The 16,255-nt window shown below is 63.4% G+C and carries 16 protein-coding genes; 5 read left to right on the forward strand and 11 right to left on the reverse strand.

The annotated features are described in order from the left end of the window. Positions 1-106: 106 nt before the first annotated feature. Both ABIT12_RS11360 and cobT read right to left on the reverse strand, forming a co-directional pair. Complete coding sequence (locus ABIT12_RS11360) at positions 107-922, reverse strand: aminoglycoside adenylyltransferase domain-containing protein (RefSeq protein WP_348045603.1); 816 nt, start codon at positions 920-922, stop codon at positions 107-109. Between the two features lie 2 nt (positions 923-924). Continuing rightward, on the reverse strand, positions 925-1,950 hold the full coding sequence (gene cobT, locus ABIT12_RS11365; protein WP_348045605.1) for a nicotinate-nucleotide--dimethylbenzimidazole phosphoribosyltransferase: 1,026 nt from the start codon (positions 1,948-1,950) through the stop codon (positions 925-927). A gap of 33 nt (positions 1,951-1,983) precedes the next feature. Here cobT and ABIT12_RS11370 point away from each other — a divergent pair, with 33 nt between their 5' ends. Beyond that, positions 1,984-2,856 (forward strand): adenosylcobinamide-GDP ribazoletransferase, encoded by an 873-nt coding sequence (locus tag ABIT12_RS11370; RefSeq protein ID WP_348045607.1) that lies wholly within the window; start codon positions 1,984-1,986, stop codon positions 2,854-2,856. Here ABIT12_RS11370 and ABIT12_RS11375 read toward each other — a convergent pair. After that, positions 2,853-3,527, reverse strand: coding sequence for a glutathione S-transferase family protein (locus ABIT12_RS11375; RefSeq protein ID WP_348045609.1), 675 nt, complete (start codon positions 3,525-3,527; stop codon positions 2,853-2,855). The two genes, ABIT12_RS11370 and ABIT12_RS11375, sit on opposite strands and share 4 nt — an antisense overlap. A gap of 187 nt (positions 3,528-3,714) precedes the next feature. Here ABIT12_RS11375 and ABIT12_RS11380 point away from each other — a divergent pair, with 187 nt between their 5' ends. Next, positions 3,715-4,401 carry a TIGR02281 family clan AA aspartic protease gene (locus ABIT12_RS11380; protein WP_348045611.1) on the forward strand — a complete coding sequence of 229 codons (687 nt, stop codon included), beginning with the start codon at positions 3,715-3,717 and terminating at the stop codon, positions 4,399-4,401. 51 nt (positions 4,402-4,452) lie between these two features. On the opposite strand, the gene ABIT12_RS11385 is transcribed toward ABIT12_RS11380, so the two are convergent. After that, complete coding sequence (locus ABIT12_RS11385) at positions 4,453-6,156, reverse strand: alpha/beta fold hydrolase (protein WP_348045613.1); 1,704 nt, start codon at positions 6,154-6,156, stop codon at positions 4,453-4,455. A gap of 249 nt (positions 6,157-6,405) precedes the next feature. Between ABIT12_RS11385 and ABIT12_RS11390 the strand changes: the two genes are divergently transcribed. Next, a complete protein-coding gene (locus ABIT12_RS11390) occupies positions 6,406-6,894 on the forward strand; it encodes a nucleoside deaminase (RefSeq protein ID WP_348045615.1) in 489 nt (162 codons plus the stop codon). Here ABIT12_RS11390 and dusA read toward each other — a convergent pair. Beyond that, complete coding sequence (gene dusA, locus ABIT12_RS11395; RefSeq protein WP_407065615.1) at positions 6,891-7,913, reverse strand: tRNA dihydrouridine(20/20a) synthase DusA; 1,023 nt, start codon at positions 7,911-7,913, stop codon at positions 6,891-6,893. The two genes, ABIT12_RS11390 and dusA, sit on opposite strands and share 4 nt — an antisense overlap. Before the next feature lie 156 nt (positions 7,914-8,069). Here dusA and ABIT12_RS11400 point away from each other — a divergent pair, with 156 nt between their 5' ends. Both ABIT12_RS11400 and rsgA read left to right on the forward strand, forming a co-directional pair. Beyond that, positions 8,070-8,225, forward strand: a complete 156-nt coding sequence (locus ABIT12_RS11400; protein ID WP_348045619.1) for a hypothetical protein — start codon at positions 8,070-8,072, stop codon at positions 8,223-8,225. A 9-nt stretch (positions 8,226-8,234) separates the two neighbouring features. Then, positions 8,235-9,233: a ribosome small subunit-dependent GTPase A gene (rsgA, locus tag ABIT12_RS11405; RefSeq protein ID WP_348045621.1), complete on the forward strand. Its 999-nt coding sequence runs from the start codon at positions 8,235-8,237 to the stop codon at positions 9,231-9,233. On the opposite strand, the gene ABIT12_RS11410 is transcribed toward rsgA, so the two are convergent. The 6 genes from ABIT12_RS11410 to ABIT12_RS11435 all read right to left on the reverse strand — a co-directional run bounded on the left by ABIT12_RS11410 (position 9,230) and on the right by ABIT12_RS11435 (position 16,254). Beyond that, on the reverse strand, positions 9,230-9,805 hold the full coding sequence (locus ABIT12_RS11410; RefSeq protein ID WP_348045623.1) for a sarcosine oxidase subunit gamma family protein: 576 nt from the start codon (positions 9,803-9,805) through the stop codon (positions 9,230-9,232). The genes rsgA and ABIT12_RS11410 overlap by 4 nt on opposite strands. Beyond that, positions 9,798-12,776, reverse strand: a complete 2,979-nt coding sequence (locus ABIT12_RS11415; RefSeq protein WP_348045625.1) for a sarcosine oxidase subunit alpha family protein — start codon at positions 12,774-12,776, stop codon at positions 9,798-9,800. The genes ABIT12_RS11410 and ABIT12_RS11415 overlap by 8 nt, the downstream gene beginning before the upstream one ends. Further along, the gene (locus ABIT12_RS11420; protein WP_348045627.1) at positions 12,773-13,057 is read right to left on the reverse strand and encodes a sarcosine oxidase subunit delta; all 285 of its coding nucleotides are present in this window, start codon (positions 13,055-13,057) and stop codon (positions 12,773-12,775) included. Before ABIT12_RS11420 ends, ABIT12_RS11415 begins: the two co-directional genes overlap by 4 nt. Positions 13,058-13,066: 9 nt before the next feature. Continuing rightward, positions 13,067-14,317 carry a sarcosine oxidase subunit beta family protein gene (locus tag ABIT12_RS11425; RefSeq protein ID WP_348045629.1) on the reverse strand — a complete coding sequence of 417 codons (1,251 nt, stop codon included), beginning with the start codon at positions 14,315-14,317 and terminating at the stop codon, positions 13,067-13,069. A gap of 111 nt (positions 14,318-14,428) precedes the next feature. Continuing rightward, a complete protein-coding gene (locus ABIT12_RS11430; RefSeq protein WP_348045631.1) occupies positions 14,429-15,493 on the reverse strand; it encodes a GlxA family transcriptional regulator in 1,065 nt (354 codons plus the stop codon). Further along, on the reverse strand, positions 15,490-16,254 hold the full coding sequence (locus ABIT12_RS11435; RefSeq protein WP_348045633.1) for a hypothetical protein: 765 nt from the start codon (positions 16,252-16,254) through the stop codon (positions 15,490-15,492). Before ABIT12_RS11435 ends, ABIT12_RS11430 begins: the two co-directional genes overlap by 4 nt. Position 16,255 lies beyond the last annotated feature (1 nt).

Genomic DNA, 16,255 nt, shown 5'->3' on the forward strand with positions numbered 1-16,255 from the left:
TGTTTTCCAAGCTGCGCTTCGGCACCGAAGTGATCGCCACCTTCCCCCGCGCCCGCGTCATGGATGCACTGGCGCCCGTGGTGGAAAAGAAGAACCGGCTGGAGATTTACTCGGACGTCGGGTGAGCCACACGCGCGGGATAATTCACTACGGCTTCAACGGCCGTCGCCATGAAGGCAAGCGCATCGCGCCGCCGGGCGAAGGGATTGCGATACAGCGATCCGCTCGCCCCTGCCCGGGCCGCCAGACATTCATCGATGATTGGCCGCCACTGCTGGTCGAAGGCATCGCGGGCATATCGTCCGGCACCAGACTTCGACGTGATCTGACCAGTTGCCAGCGTGTAGTGCTGCCGGCTGATGCCGAGAACACCCCACATAGGTGCCCTAGAGCCGAGCATTGCCAGACCGGACCGTGACAGCAGATTGGACGATCGGACATACCAACTACGCCAATAGGTATCGGCGTTTTGCCTGAGCCAGTCGGTGAGCCGAGCCGGATCGTTCCAAAGGGAGTCGCGATCTATCGTTCCGAGCATCGACCGGGATTGATCGCGGAGCATCAACCAGGTCACAGGATTGCGGTTGCCCTGCCCCGCAGCGATGAAATGGCTGTCTTGGGTGGTCGGACCATCCGGCAGGCCGTCTGGCCCGCCGGTCAAATCCGGCGCCGTCACCCAGATGCCATCGAGCAGCGGCACGTTTGGGCGCGCTGAATAGGTCCGGTGCGCTGCGGCCAGCCCGTCCAAATCCGCCCGGCTGGGCGTTCGAGACAGCACGGCGACGAAGTCGATGTCGCTGGCATGTAGATGGAAATCACCTTGAGCGATTGAGCCGACAAGGTGGAAACCGATGAGCAGCGTTGGGTCGCGGGTGATGACTTCACCCAGAAATGGCCCCAGCGCCGCATCGATCTCCTGCATGCCTACCCCTCGCTTGTACTGACCCCCGCCCCATCAAACGTTGCCATGTTGTTGTGTAAATGCAGCGCAGTTTTGGCGAGGACGGCGGCAAGGGCTGCGCCGCTGCCTTCACCCAGCCGCATGCCCAGATTAAGCAGGCCGTGCACGCCCATGGCTTGCAGCACCTTGGCGTGGCCGCCTTCGGCGGAGACGTGGGCGAAGATGCAATGATCGATGGCGGCCGGATTGACGGCAAAGGCGATGGCGGCGGCCGAGGTGGCGACGAAGCCATCGATGATCACCGGCACCTTCTGCTGGCGGGTGGCGATGATGGCGCCGAGCATGGCGGCGATTTCCCGGCCGCCGACGCGGGCGAGGATGGCCAGCGGATGGTGCAATTCGTCGCCGTGGAAGGCCAAAGCGCGATCGACTGCATCGGCCTTGCGGGCAAGCCCGGCATCATCGACGCCAGTGCCACGACCCACCCAGTCGGCTCCGGTGCCACCGAACAGCGCGGCGTAGATGGCCGAGGCGATGGTGGTGTTGCCGATCCCCATTTCGCCGATGCAGATCAGGTCGGGCTTTCCGGCGATGGCTTCCATGCCGTAAGCGATGGTCGCTGCGCACATGCGGTCATCGAGCGCCGCTTCCCTGGTGATGTCGCCGGTGGGCAATTCCAGCGCCAGTTCGAACACGCGCAGGTTGATTTCGTGCAGCGCGCAGATCTGCGAGATCGCCGCGCCGCCGGCAGTGAAATTGGCGACCATCTGGGCCGTCACTTCACGAGGAAAGGCCGATACGCCCTGATCGGTAACGCCGTGATTGCCGGCGAAAATGGTGACCATCGGGTTGTCGAGCGTCGGCTTGGCCTTGCCCTGCCAGCGACCCAGGAATTCCACCAGCTTTTCCAACTGGCCGAGCGAACCGGCAGGCTTGGTCAGCTTGGCGTCATGGGCGCGGATGGCAGCCACCGCTGCCTCATCGCCTTCCGGCATGATGGTCAAAAGATCGAGGACATCGGCGTAGGCAGCGTTAAGTGGAGCGGGCATGGCAGGTCCGACGTGGGGGTGCTAGGAACTCAGGTGTTGTACGCATTCGGGGTGGAAAAGCAATTGAGCGCCGATGAACCTGTGGTCCCGAAAATCGACGAGCCCCGCCAGCCAACCGTTCCGCTGGAAAAGCAGCCAACGCCCGGTTTGCAAGCCGATTTTCTGATGGCGTTGCGGTTTTTCTCGCGGCTGCCAACCGGCGATGGCGAGCATGAAACACCTGACCTCGGGCGAATCGCCTTGGCCTTGCCGTTTGCCAGCGTGGTGATCGGAATCGGACCGGCGCTGCTGCTGATGGGTGGCGTGTGGCTGGGGCTGCCAGTGTATTTTGCCGCGGCTTTGGCGGTGGGCGCGGCGACCGTGGTGACTGGAGCGATGGCCGAAGATGCGATTGCCGACAGTGCCGATGGGTTGTTCGGCGGGCAGACGATTTATCGGCGGCTGGAAATCATGAAGGACAGCCGCCACGGCACCTACGGGGTGGCGGCTCTATGCCTGTTCATGTTGCTGCGTATCGCGGCGTTTGGCAGCGTTGCGGCCAGCAATCCACTGGCGGCGGCAGGAGTGTGGCTCGGAAGTTCGGTGCTGGCCCGATCGGGCGCCTTATGGCTGGCGATGATATTGGGACCGGCACGGACAGACGGCGCTTCGGCAACGGCAGGACAATTGCCCCGGCGGGCTTTTGCCATTGGCCTGGCGTTTGCGCTGGTGATCGGGTTTCTGCTGGCGGCGCCATTTGCCGGCATTCTGGGACTTGGCCTGGGGCTGTGCCTTGCGGTGCTGACCATTGCCGGGTGGACCGAGTTGTGCCGCCGCATGGTGGGCGGGCAGACCGGCGATCTGATCGGCGCGCTGGTGGCGTTGACCGAGATCGCCGTACTGACGGGGATGCTGGCAGGCCTTTAAGCTGCGGCTTTAAGCACCAGTGCTTCGTGGCCACGGAGGCGCAGCAGATAGAGATCGACGAAATCGGCAGGGACCGCTTCCTTGACGCTTGGGCGCGCGGCGAGGGCCTTGCGCCAATCCGAGACCTTGGGGAAGGCGTCGAGCAGGCCAGTGTCGGTGACGGTTTCGACCGCATCGAGCTGGCGGAATGCCGGGGCGAAAACCGCATCGACATAGCTGAATTTTTCACCGGCGAAGAATGGACCGACCACGGTCTGTTCCAGGCGGGTGAATTTTTGCAGCAGGGTCTGGCGAGCGCCATCGAGATCGGTTGCGGTTTTGGCCGAACCGAACCGGTAGAGATCGCCCAGAACTGCCGAGCCATATTCGATCCAGGCGCGGTGCTGGGCGCGTTCGAGTGGATCGGCTGGATGCAGTTTGACGCCGGGCGCGGTTTCTTCGAGATATTCCAAGATGACGGCGCTTTCAAACACCACCGCGTCTTCCTGGCGGTCACGCGGCACCTTGAGCACCGGCACCTTGCCGAGCGGCGAGATGTCGAGGAACCATTGCGGTTTGTTGGCCAGATCGATGTAAACCACATCGAACGGCACGTTCTTTTCCTTGAGCGCGATAACGGCGCGCTGAACGAAGGGGCAGAGGGCGAAGCTGATCAGCGTCAGTTTGGACATGTTCGGTTCCAGTCATTAATCGGCTGGCAAGTTACCATTGGTAACCTGCTTGCGAAAGCAATTGCGTGCCAAGCTGTCGCGCTGGTCGGACAAAATTTGTCACGCCGGAACCAAGCCAGCGGCTTGAAAAAGCCATGACATATTCCTTTATCACGTGCGGTAGAGCGCAGATCGGAACGGACCACGCATGTTGTTTATCGGGATCGCGCTGCTGATTGCGGGCGGATTGGCGTTGGTGGTGGCCACGGGTGCCGGGAGCCTGGTGGGACTGACGCAGGACCAGACGGCGCAATTGCTCCCCCTGTTGTTGATCCTGATCGTGTTTGCCGGCGGGGCGTTTTCCAAACGCCATCGCGCTTCGCAGTTGATTGGCAGCCTGGTGCTTTGGGTGGCGATCTTTGCTGTCTCCGGTGTTGGCTATGTCTATCGCGACGATCTGCGCGATGTGGCATGGCGGGTGATGGGACAGTTTCGTCCGGGCGTGGCGGTGGTGGATGCCGAGCGCGGCACGGCGACTTTTTCGCGTGGGCTGGGCGGGCATTTCGAAGTGCAGGCCAGCATTAACGGGCACAGCACACCGCTGATTTTTGATACCGGCGCCAGCGCTGTGGTGCTGAACGCCTCTGACGCCGAAAAGGCGGGGATCAATACCAGGAAGCTGACCTTCAACATTCCGGTTTCAACCGCCAATGGCACTGGTCAGGCGGCGCGAGTAACGCTCGACCGGCTCGAGGTCGGAGGCATTGTGCGCACCAATATCCCTGCCTTTGTCGCGGCCGATGATGCGCTCGAGATGAGCCTGCTGGGAATGACGTTTCTGGAAACGCTGAGCCGCTATACGGTGAGCAGCAATTCGCTTGAGCTCGCGGACTAGCCGCAAAAAAGCCGGGACGCGAACGCCCCGGCTGCTTCGTTTCAGCAGACCTTACGACACCGCGAACTGGGTGGCCTGGCCGGCCACGATGTACCAGGTAACGAACAGCGCATTGATGAATGCGCCGGGCAGATAGCTGTTGGTGCGGCGATAGGTATAGGTCGCGATGAACGCGATAATCCCCATCAGTGGCAGGAACTGCATCGCCACCACGGTGTTGAGCGGTTCATTGGCCGAGAACAGATGTCCGGCCATCCACAGTGTGCCATACTGCAGCGCCAGGAACCCGACAAAGCCAAGCGTCAGGGCGCCGATATTGCTGACATACTGGGCAACGCGCCCATCGGTGGCCACCGAAAGGCCCTTGTGCAGACCACGGTGGGCCAGCAGGAAATAAACCAGAAACGGCAGCAGATAGACCAGTCCGATGCGGAATTGCAGCGGGCTCAAGGGTTTGAGCGCAACGACCCAGTAGCGGAAATCGACCTTGAAGAAGAAGTCCGCCGCCAGCAGCGCGACGTAGCCGATGCCGACAGTGGACAGTGCGATCAGGATCGACGGGATGATCTTCTTGCTGGTGCTGACCGGGCTGCCCTTGAGCACGAAACCCAGCGCCAGTGTGATCAAGCCGTTGAGCACCGCCCAGAACGCAATCTGGCTGGTGATGGTCTGGGGCAGCCAGGCGGAGGCCGGGAGGACCAGGCCTCCCCAGTAGAAGAATGCGTAATAAGTCAGCACTGGAATGGCGGCGCCAAGCACGAAGGTAAGCCACCAGACAAGGTTGCGCTTTTCGTGGGCGAAGCTGGTTGGGGCTTCGGCGAGTTGACCGAAATAGCTGCCCGACAGCAGCCAGCTGAAGCTGCCCGCAAGCAGGACGACGAAGCCGGCCAGCGCGATCAGCGTGCCGATTTCCTTGCCGAACCAGATCTGGTCCGATGCGGGCAAGGCCTTGCCGCCGCTCAGGGTCTGAGCAAACCAGTCGATCGAATAGCCAATGGCCTCATTGGAGATGTGATCGCCCGGATGGATGGTATTGGGCTGCTGCAGCAACCGGGCGGTGCCGGCGGCGATATCGCCATAGACCTTGCCCGGCTCGATGGCGGCAGTGGTGCCAAACACAGCTTGCAGTTTCGGGCTGGTCGCCACGTCCTGCGCACGCTCGACGCCCCACATCAGTTGCGAGAATTCGTCGTATTTGGAGAACACGACGGCGAGATTCTTCGGCCAGGTGGTGGTGCCTTCGGCAGCGAAGGGCGCACCGGTGCTGGAGCCTTCCAGCACCATGGCCTTGTAGGCGTCGGGCATGGTGATGGCGGCCGCAAGAATGGTCCAGCCACCCATGGAATGGCCTTCGAGGCCAATATTGTTGACGTCAACGATGTCGAGACCGCGCAGATAGGTCAGGCCAGCGGGGCCACCAAAGCCATTCGAGAAAGCCGGAGCATCGGAATAGCCATGGCCGGTCTGGTCGAGCGCCAGTACCACATAGCCGCGGCGGGCATATTCGATGGCAAAGCCATCCTGAGTTTCGCGGCTGTTGATATAGCCGTGGACGGCAAGAATGCCGGGTGCCTTGGCCTGGGCGGTAACGCCGGCCGGCACATAGAGCAAGGCGCTCATGGTCTGGCCGCCAGGGCCGGAAAAGCGGACGTCCTTGATGGTGATGCCACCGGAGGTCTGGACAAAATGCGCGATCACCGCGCCGATCAATATGATGACCCATCCCAGATGGAACAGGCGAGAATTATGCTTCATTTTCAAAGGCTCCCCAAGACTGGCCCCTGTTTGCGGGCCATAGGGACTCAGCTTTCGCGTGCCAAGTCCTCAAGCGAACCTAACATGTTAGAAATCGAAGCTGAAACGAAAATAAGCGAAAGTCAATGTTTTGGACGGAACGATGCTGCGCGCATACGCGCATAGAAGCAGCATTTCGTCGCAATCGGCTTTCGACTCAAGCGCTGGCGCGATAACGTCACGGCATCACCCCACCCAGACGGAATGATCATGCCGCAACGCCCCTATGATGAAGAGCTGCTGCGTAAATCCTTTGCGGTGGCGATCCGGTCGCGCGATGCGGGCGATCATCCATTTGGCTCGATCCTGGCTGACGCCGATGGAAACGTCCTGATGGAGCAGGGCAATGGCTATACCAGCGAGGGGCACGACCGCACTGCGCATGCCGAAAAGCTGCTGGCGAGCCGCGCTGCCAAGACTTACAGCCTCGCGGTACTGGCTGAAGCAACGCTTTATACCTCGGCCGAGCCCTGCGCGATGTGTTCAGGCGCCATCTATTGGGCCGGGATCGGGCGGGTGGTGTTTGGGCAGACCGAAAAAGATTTGAAAGCGCAGACCGGCGACCACGAGGAAAACCCGACGCTCGATCTGCCCTGCCATGTGGTGTTCGATGCCGGCCAGCGCCCCACCGAAATCGTCGGGCCGCTGCTGGAGGCAGAGTCTGCCGCCATTCAGGCCGACTACTGGGCCAAGCGCTAGCTGGCTTGGGCCAGAGCTGGGCGAGCCACAGCGGCCAAAGCCTGATGGATAACCTCCGGCCCGACGCCGGGGCGGACAGCCTCGACGCTGAGAATCTGGCGGAAGTGGCGGGCGCCGGGCAAGCCATTGGCCAGACCCAGCATGTGGCGAGTGATCTGGTTGACCCTCGCGCCATCGGCGATCTGCGCCTCGGCGTAATCGGCCATGGCGAGCATCACGGCATCGAGGGTCACCGGCGCGGCGGTATCGCCAAACACAAGGGCGTCGATTTCTGCCAGCAGCATCGGGCTGTGGTAGGCGGCGCGACCAAGCATGACGCCATCCATATGCTCCAATTCGGCAACGGCGGTGTCGAGGGTGTCCAGACCACCATTGATCATGACCGGCAGCGGCGACAGCCGGGCGCGCAGGCGACGCACCCGATCATAATCCAGCGGGGGAATGGTACGGTTTTCCTTGGGCGACAGACCTTTGAGCCAGGCCTTGCGGGCATGGACATAAAGCGCCGCGACCCCTGCCCCGACCATGGCGTCGGCAAACCGATCCAGGCTTTGCTCGGTGTCCTGATCGTCGATGCCGATGCGGCATTTGACGGTAACCGGCAGATCGGTGGCATCGCGCATGGCGCGGACGCATTCGGCCACCAGATCGGGCTCTGCCATCAGGCAGGCGCCGAACCGACCGGACTGCACCCGGTCGGACGGGCAACCGACATTGAGATTGATTTCGGCATAGCCAAAGGCTGCGCCCATCGCCGTGGCGCGGGCCAGTTCGGCCGGATCGGAGCCACCCAGTTGCAGCGCGACCGGCTGTTCAGCCGGATCAAAGCGCAGCAGGCGTTGCGCATCGCCGTGGACCAGTGCGGCGCTGGTGACCATTTCGGTGAACAGCAGCGCATGACGCGACAGAACGCGATGCAGGAAGCGGCAGTGCCGATCCGTCCAGTCCATCATCGGCGCTACGGAAAAGCGGCGGGCGGTTTCCAGCGGGGTATGGTCGAGTTTGTCCGGCACGTTTATCCATTCCGTTTTCGCCCGACTATCACCGGGCGGATCAGGCGCTTCCATAGCGCAAATGGGGTTTGGTTGCCGGGAAAAAAGCAGCAGAGCGCAACTTCGCTTGCGTTTATGGTTGGCGGGGACCAGATACAGCACTCAGATGCGGAGAAATTTCCAATGGCACGCAAGCCGAATTATGACTTTGAACGCCGTGAGCGCGAACGGCTGAAAAGCCTGAAAGTGGCCGCACGGGCCGAGGCCAAGGCCAAGGGCACCGAAGAGGCAACCGAGACGCCTTCCGAGGCTGTGCCCGACGACAAGACTGATGAATAGTCGGCCGCAGTGACTGGTTTCGGCGCGGGGCGCCTGCTGGATAGTCTCGGCTGGACCGCGTTTTTCAGCGAGCAGGTGGAGCGCGGCGACGCGGGTTTGATACCCGGTCGCGTCAGCAATGTGCATCGCGCCCGCCTGACGGTGGTGGGGGAGACCGGCTCGACCGACCTGTCACTGGCTGCGCGGGTGACCACGGCGGATTTTGCCGTAGGCGACTGGGTGCTGGCCGATCCGGACAGCCTGATGCTGCGGCGACGCCTGGAGCGGCGCACCCTGTTGCAGCGCCGTCCGGAGGGCAAGGGGCCACCGCAATTGCTGGGCGCCAATGTCGATACGCTGTTCCTTGTCACCTCGTGCAATGCCGATTTCAACCCGAGCCGGCTGGAGCGCTATCTGGCGCTGGCCAATGAAGCGGGCACCACACCGGTGATCGTGCTCACCAAGGCCGATATGGCCAGCGATGCGCGCAGCTTTGAAAAACAGGCGGCGGCGCTGCAAAGCGGGTTGGCTGTTGTCGTTTTGAATGCCAAAAAGCCGGACGCGGCAGCGGCGCTGGCGCCGTGGTGCGGCAGCGGGCAGACCGTGGCATTGGCTGGATCGTCCGGCGTTGGCAAATCGACGCTGGTCAATACCCTGTCGGGCGCTTCGCAACAGACTGGCGGCATTCGTGAGCAGGACGGTAAGGGCCGCCACACCACGACCTCGCGCTCGCTACACGCCATGGCTAGTGGCGGTTGGGTGATCGATACGCCCGGCATGCGGACGCTGCATGTCAGCGACGTGGATGCGGGCATCGACCGGCTGTTCAGCGACATCACCGACCTCGCGCCACTCTGCAAGTTTCGCGATTGCACGCATGATCATGAACCGGGATGTGCCGTGCAGGCGGCGGTGAAAGCCGGAACGCTCGATGCCGACCGGCTGGCGCGCTGGCGCAAGCTATCGAGCGAAAACCGCGGCAATGCGCCCGCGCAGGCGCCCAAACGTCCGGGCGGCCGAGGCCGCTAGTTCAAGGCCGAGGCTGCCGCTTCATCATCCCTGGCAGCTTTGAGCAGGGCCACCACATAGGGCGCGAATGAACGCCAGACTTCGATGTGGAAACTGGTTTCGCCGTTGCGCCACAACACGATTTCGGCTTTTTCGAAAATAGTGCGGACGGCCATGCCGACAGGAAATGCGGTCAGCGAAAGGTCAAGCGGGGTACCGGCGTTGAGGATCGCAGTGGCGCCGGCGCCTTGGAGCAGAACGGCAGTCTGGCGATGCGATATGTCGACGACTGCGCAGGCAATGCCGGCGACCGCCTGGTTCAGCGTGGCCTGCAGGGTTTCAGTTTCCGCGACGGGGGCGAGCAGCAACCATTCGTCGGGCCCGAGCCAAAGCGCCGCATGATCACCGCTGCTTTCAGCACGGCACGGCCTGGTGGGCAGAGCCACGCCAAAGGCCTTGCCGACGGCGTCGACGGCAGCCGCGCCGCGCAGGATGAACCGTGTCGCCGCTGGCGCCGGAACAAGCGTAGCATCCCCAGCCATCTGGATGGCTTCGGCCAGCGGGGCGGCGCGTTTGGTGGACAGGTCAAGCATCGAGCCGCACTCCTGGCTTGTCGAAGAAGATGGGTTCGGTGACTTGGATGGCGACGGCAATTCCGGGCATCGGGACGTGCAGGGTTTGGCCGATGCGGGCCTTGCCCTCGGCGACCAAAGCCAATGCAATCGAACGGCCCAGCGTTTCGCTCCAATAGGACGACGTCACATGGCCCAGTGCCGGTGTGCCGGTTGCCGGCGAGGCTTCGACAGTGATCTGCGCCCCCTCCTCCAGCACGACCTTGGGATCGACGGTGAGCAGGCCGACCAGTTGCTTGCGGTCGGTCTTGAGCAGATCGGGGCGACGCAGCGAGCGCTTGCCGACGAAGTCCTTCTTGGTCTTGCCGATGGCCCAATCAAGGCTCAGATCGGACGGGGTGACCGTGCCGTCGGTTTCCTGACCGATGATGATGTAGCCCTTTTCAGCGCGCAAAACGTGCATGGTTTCAGTACCATAGGGCGTCAAGCCATGTGGCGCGCCGGCGGCGTAGATGGCTTCCCAGACGACGCGGCCGTAATCGGCGGGTACGTTGACTTCGAAGCCCAACTCGCCGGTGAAACTGACGCGGAACAGCCGTGTGGGGACGCCACAGATTTTGCCTTCGCGCAGGCTCATGTGGGGCATGGCGTCGGGTGACAGGTCGATGCCTTCGACCAGTGGGGCCAGGATTTCGCGGGCTTTGGGGCCTTGGACGGCAATGACCGACCATTGTTCGGTGGTCGAAGTCAGCCACACCTTGAGCTCGGGAAATTCGGTCTGCAGGTAATCTTCCATATGCGCCAGCACTCTAGGGGCGCCGCCAGTGGTGGTGGTGACGTGGAAGCGATCGAGCGCCAGGCGGCCAATGACGCCGTCGTCCATGACGAAGCCGGCTTCGTTGAGCATCAGGCCATAGCGGCAGCGGCCGACGCCGAGCTTGTGCCAGGGGTTAGTGTAGAGCCGTTCCATGAACTCGGCGGCGTCGGGGCCGACGACTTCGATCTTGCCGAGCGTCGAGGCGTCGAACAGGCCGGCGGCACTGCGAGCGGCCTTGCATTCGCGGTTGACTGCGGCGTGTAAGTCCTCGTTTTCCTTGGGGAAATACCAGGCGCGCTTCCACTGGCCGACGTCTTCGAAGGCGGCGCCCTGGGCTTCGGCCCAGCCATGGATGGCAGTGCGGCGGATGGGGTCGAACAGGTCGCCGCGGGCGTGGCCGGCCAGCGTGCCGAAGGTGACCGGGGTGAAGGGCGGGCGGAACGTGGTGAGGCCGATATCGGGGATCGGCTTATCGAGTGCCGCCGAGGCGATGGCGAGGCCGTTCATGTTGGAGGTCTTGCCCTGATCGGTGGCCATGCCGGTGGTGGTGTAGCGCTTGATATGCTCGATCGAGTGCATGCCTTCGCGCACCGCCAGCCTGATGTCCTTGGCGGTGACGTCGTTCTGGAAATCGACGAAGGCCTTGATTTTCTGGGGGTTTCCGGCGGTGGGGACGGCGCCATGGAAGCCGCCTGACGGTGCGATGGCACCGGAGGCGGTGTAGTGGTGAGCACTTCCGCCACCGGCGGCATGGCCTTCGGCAAGAGCCGTGGCAAGATCGAAGGTGCCGTTGCAGGCGCCGACCGATTGCAAGGCCTGGGGCGAGGTGCCGGGGAGATAAATCTGCCGGTTGGCGTCGTAGGTCAGTTTGCCACGGGACTGGGAGAACAGGTGGACGGCGGGGGTCCAGCCGCCTGTCATCGCGATAACATCGCAGTCGATCCAGTGCAAATCGGTTAGCATTCCGTTAACGTTGAGTGTCCCCAACTGTACCCTTTTGACTCGCGTGCGGCCCGAAACAGCATTGATCACCATGGCGTTCGCCATCGGCAGTCCAGCGGATTTGGCAGCTTCGTAACCGGGACCGGCGGCGATGGGGCGCAGGTCGGCGATCATGGCGATCTCGGTGCCGGCGGCGTGCAGGTCGAGCGCTGCGGCATAACCGGTATCATCGGCGGTAAAGACCACGGCGCGTTGGCCGGGTTTGACGCCATGCCGGTTAGCATACGTCCGCGCGGCAGAGGCGAGCATAACTCCGGGACGGTCGTTATCGGGAAACACCAGCGGGCGCTCGATGGCGCCAGTGGCGAGCACGACTTGTTTGGCGCGGACCTTCCACAGGCGTTCGCGCGGGACCTTGGCGTCGGGTGCGGCCAAGTGATCGACCAAGCGTTCGGAGAGGCCGAGGAAGTTCTGGGCGTAATAGCCAAAGGCCTGCGTGCGGGGCAGCAGCGTGACATTGGACATGGTGCGCAGGCGGGCCAGCGCCGAGGCGACCCAGGCCGAAGCGGAGACGCCGTCGATGATAGTGTTCCGCTCATCGAGCAGGCCACCGCCCATTTCGGGTTGTTCGTCGCAGAGCATGACCGAGACGCCGGTTTCGGCAGCGGCAAGTGCAGCGGCAAGGCCAGCGGCCCCGGCCCCGACGACCAGCACATCGGCGAAGGCGTAACGATGGGCATAGTGATCCGGATCGGCCGCTTTTGGGGCGACGCCAAGACCGGCAGTGCGCCGGATGAACGGCTCATAAAGCCGGTGCCACGCGCCCTTGGGGGCCATGAAGGTCTTGTAGTAGAACCCGGCACCAAACAGGCCGGCGGGCGCCAGATCGTTGAGCGCCAGCAGATCGAAAGCCAGGGACGGCCAACGGTTCTGGCTGTGGGCCACGAGGCCCTGGTAAAGCTCGACCTGGGTGGCGCGCAGGTTTGGCGCGCTGCGGCCACCGGTGCGCTCGATATTGACCAACGCATTGGGTTCTTCGGAGCCAGCAGCGAGGAAGCCGCGCGGACGGTGATACTTGAACGAGCGACCGACCAGATGCACGCCATTGGCGATCAGCGCCGAGGCCAGCGTATCGCCGGCCAAGCCGATGTAAGGGCGACCATCGAAAGTGAAATTGAGCGGTTTGGCGCGATCGACGCGGCCGCCGGCGGGAGTGCGCATCAGGCCGCTCATTGGGCAATCTCCGGGCGAGGCTGGCCGGCCTTGTAGGTGGCAAAAATCCTGTCGCTGACGGTGTCGCGCAGGCAATTGAAGAAGCGACCGCAGCCATTGGTGTGGCGCCAGCGTTCGGCGTGCAGGCCCTTGGGGTTCTTGCGCAGATAGAGGAACTGGCCCCAATCCTCATCGGTCAGCGGATCGGGATCGAGCGGTCGCGCCACATGGGCTTCGCCGGCATAGCGGAATTCGAGTTCGGGCCGGTCCATTTCGCAATAGGGGCAATGAATGAGCAGCATCTAAAATCCTCAGTGCGCAACGGCAGCGGCGGCGGCTTCGTCGATCAGCCGACCGGTGCGGAACCGGTCGAGCGTGAACGGCGCGGCGATCTTGTGCGGTTCGCCGGTAGCGACAGTGTGGGCAAAGATGTGCCCCGAGCCGGGCGTGGCCTTGAAGCCGCCAGTGCCCCAGCCACAATTGACGAACAGGCCGGGCACCGGGGTCTTGCCGATGATCGGAGACCGATCGGGCGTCACGTCGACAATGCCGCCCCAGTTGCGCAGCATGCGCAGGCGGCGCACGGCGGGGAACAGTTCGCAGATGGCTTCGAGCGTGTGGGTGGCAATGTGCAGGCCGCCGGTCTGCGAATAGGAGGTGTAAGCGTCGGTGCCTGCCCCGATCACCAGTTCGCCCTTGTCGGATTGCGACATATAGGCGTGGATGGTGTTGGACATCACCACGCAGGGCATTATCGGCTTGATCGGCTCGGACACCAGCGCCTGCAGCGGATAGCTCTCAAGCGGCATGTTGACGCCAGCCATCGACATCAGGACGCTGGAATGGCCGGCAGCGACGACGCCGACGCGTTTGGTGTTGACCACGCCGCGCGTAGTTTCGAGGCCGGTGACGGCGCCATTGATGCCGCGCAGAATGCCTTTGACTTCGCAGTTCTGGATGATGTCGACGCCGAGCGCCGAGGCGGCGCGAGCATAGCCCCAAGCGACGGCATCATGGCGAGCCGTGCCGCCGCGCCGCTGCAAAGCTGCGCCGACGATAGGGTAGCGCACATCGCGGTCGATATTGAGGATCGGGCAGAAATCCTTGGCCTGTTCGGGGGTCAGCCATTCGTTGTCGATGCCGGCGAGGCGATTGGCATGGACGTGGCGCTTGAACACCTGGATGTCGTGAATATTATGGGCCAGCATCATGACGCCGCGCGGCGAGTACATGACGTTGTAATTGAGATCGAGGCTCAGCCCTTCCCAGAGCTTGAGCGCATGCTCGTAGAGCGCTTCGGATTCTTCCCACAAATAGTTGGAGCGGATGATGGTCGTGTTGCGCCCGGTATTGCCGCCGCCGAGCCAGCCTTTTTCCAGCACCGCGATATTGCGCATGCCATGTTCTTTGGCCATGTAATAGGCCGTGGCCAGCCCGTGGCCACCGGCACCGACGATGACCGCGTCATAGCTGGCCTTGGGTTCGGGCGACCGCCACTGCTCGGGCCAGCCGGTATTGCCGGCAAAGGCCTGGCGCAGCAGATTTGGGAATGAAAAGCGCATGGCTCGACCCTCGATAGCGTGGCGCAGTGTGCGCCTATTGTCCGGGCAGACACGAGAACAATTGCGACATAGCGATAGAAGATTTCGGACACGACGTCGAATGGGCCCGTGCTAGAAAATGCGCCGTTCCGACGACGCCGTATCGTCCGATGGGACCAGTTCTGTCGGCCCTTGCGCAAGCCGCTGCCGCCATTGCGATGGCGTCATGCCGAACTGCTTGCGGAAGGCGCGGCTGAAATGGGCGCTATCGGCAAAGCCAGTGAGCGAGGCCACATCGGCAATCGGCCGCGTCGTACCCTGCAACATCCAGCGACCGTGTTCGACCCGCATGGCGCGATAGACCGCGGCCGGGCCAACGCCGAGTTCGGCCTGAAACAGGCGGTCGAGCTGGCGGGCGCTCATAACGAGGCGGCGGGCAATGGCTTCGATGGCCAGCGGTTCGGCAAGGCTTTGTTCCATCAGCAGGCTGGCGCGACGAACGCGCTCACTGGCGCCCTGCAGCACATAGGGCGGCGCCGGCTGGGTAGAACTGGCGGGGCGCGGCGCATCAAACAGCAACACATTAAGGCTCTTGCGGGCGCTTTGTTCGCCGACATGGCGGCTGACCAGCATGGCCGCCAGATCGGCAGCTCCGGCGCCGCCCGAACAGGTGATGCGGTCGCCATCGACCAGAAAGATGCGGTCGGAAATCGGCTCGATATCGCCAAATTCGTCGATCAGATCGCGGTGGTGATACCAGCTGACGCAGCAGCGGCGGCCGGACATCAGCCTGGCACGAGCCAATACGAACGAGCCGGTGCAGACCCCGATCAGCGGAACGCCAGCAGCGGCGGCTTCACGCAGATAGCTTTCGGTGGTCGCATCGATCTGCGGACCCTTGTGCAGCAGGCCGCCGATCACCGCGATGTAATCGAACTTGGCCGGATTGCTCAGGCCTGCCTGCGGCAGCACTTCGATGCCGCAACTGGAGCGGACGGGATGGCCGGAGGCGGACATGACGGTCCAGTTGCATAGAATCTGGCGGGAGCCATCGCCTTCGTCGGCGGCGAGGCGCAGCGTATCGACGAAGGTGGAAAAGGCCGTCAGCGTGAAGTGATTGGCGAGGATGAAACCGACGCGCAGGCGGGCCGGGGCGGCTGGGTTGGCTACGGCGCGTTTGGCTGGCGTCGGGCTCACCAGTCGATCAGCTTATGTTCGCGGAGGTAGAAGAGAATGGCCTGGGCCTTTTCGGCTGGCGTGCCGGAACTGATCACCGCGCCGCCCTTGGCGTCGGTAGCCACCGCCGACAGCATGCGGGCGTGGCCGGACTTGGTTTCGGCAGCCTTGAATTTGACCGGACGTTTGATGGCGGGTTCGGTGCGCCAGGCCGAGACCGTCGCGGGCGCCGCGCCGGATGATGGGACCTGCAGCAGCCGGCCATGGGCGCGGCGGGCGAAGGCATAGCGTGGCTTGGCCGGGGCCTTGGGGTGGATCGCTACCACTGCAGGCAGGCTGACGCGGACGTGGCGGCGCTGGCCTTTGGGGAGCGACTGGGTGATTTCGACGTGGCCGTTGGCAATCGACAGGTCTAAGGCCTGAGCGACGATAGGTAGGCCGCGCTGTTCGGCGACCAGATATGGCACCATGCCGCTGCCCTGCCCGCCTTCGCTGCGGGTGCCGGTGAGAATCAGGTCGTAGCCGGACAGACGTTCGGCCAGCTGGGCGGCGATATCGGGGCCGGCAGGGACGACGAGGAGGTTGATGGCACCGTAGGCGAAGTAGTCGCCAAGGGCGGTTTCGGTGTCGGTGCCGACGTGGAGCAGCGTCACATCGGAGCTGAGCTGGAGGGCGATATCGAGCGCCAGCAGGTCATCGGGGTTTGGCCGGGCGGCCCCGCTGACCGGGTTGCGACCGAGGGCGGCGAGGACGGCGATGCGCAGACGGGGCTGGTCCAGCATC

Origin of the sequence: Devosia sp. (assembly GCF_039927955.1) — a bacterium.
In the GTDB taxonomy this organism is placed as follows: Bacteria; Pseudomonadota; Alphaproteobacteria; order Rhizobiales; family Devosiaceae; genus Devosia.

Excerpts from the sequence above, each read along its gene's own strand:
- ABIT12_RS11360 (WP_348045603.1), bottom strand. The coding sequence starts at position 922 with ATGCAGGAGATCGATGCGGCGCTGGGGCCATTTCTGGGTGAAGTCATC.
- cobT (WP_348045605.1), bottom strand. The coding sequence starts at position 1,950 with ATGCCCGCTCCACTTAACGCTGCCTACGCCGATGTCCTCGATCTTTTG.
- ABIT12_RS11375 (WP_348045609.1), bottom strand. The coding sequence starts at position 3,527 with ATGTCCAAACTGACGCTGATCAGCTTCGCCCTCTGCCCCTTCGTTCAG.
- ABIT12_RS11380 (WP_348045611.1), top strand. The coding sequence starts at position 3,715 with ATGTTGTTTATCGGGATCGCGCTGCTGATTGCGGGCGGATTGGCGTTG.
- ABIT12_RS11385 (WP_348045613.1), bottom strand. The coding sequence starts at position 6,156 with ATGAAGCATAATTCTCGCCTGTTCCATCTGGGATGGGTCATCATATTG.
- ABIT12_RS11390 (WP_348045615.1), top strand. The coding sequence starts at position 6,406 with ATGCCGCAACGCCCCTATGATGAAGAGCTGCTGCGTAAATCCTTTGCG.
- ABIT12_RS11400 (WP_348045619.1), top strand. The coding sequence starts at position 8,070 with ATGGCACGCAAGCCGAATTATGACTTTGAACGCCGTGAGCGCGAACGG.
- ABIT12_RS11410 (WP_348045623.1), bottom strand. The coding sequence starts at position 9,805 with ATGCTTGACCTGTCCACCAAACGCGCCGCCCCGCTGGCCGAAGCCATC.
- ABIT12_RS11415 (WP_348045625.1), bottom strand. The coding sequence starts at position 12,776 with ATGAGCGGCCTGATGCGCACTCCCGCCGGCGGCCGCGTCGATCGCGCC.
- ABIT12_RS11420 (WP_348045627.1), bottom strand. The coding sequence starts at position 13,057 with ATGCTGCTCATTCATTGCCCCTATTGCGAAATGGACCGGCCCGAACTC.
- ABIT12_RS11425 (WP_348045629.1), bottom strand. The coding sequence starts at position 14,317 with ATGCGCTTTTCATTCCCAAATCTGCTGCGCCAGGCCTTTGCCGGCAAT.
- ABIT12_RS11435 (WP_348045633.1), bottom strand. The coding sequence starts at position 16,254 with ATGCTGGACCAGCCCCGTCTGCGCATCGCCGTCCTCGCCGCCCTCGGT.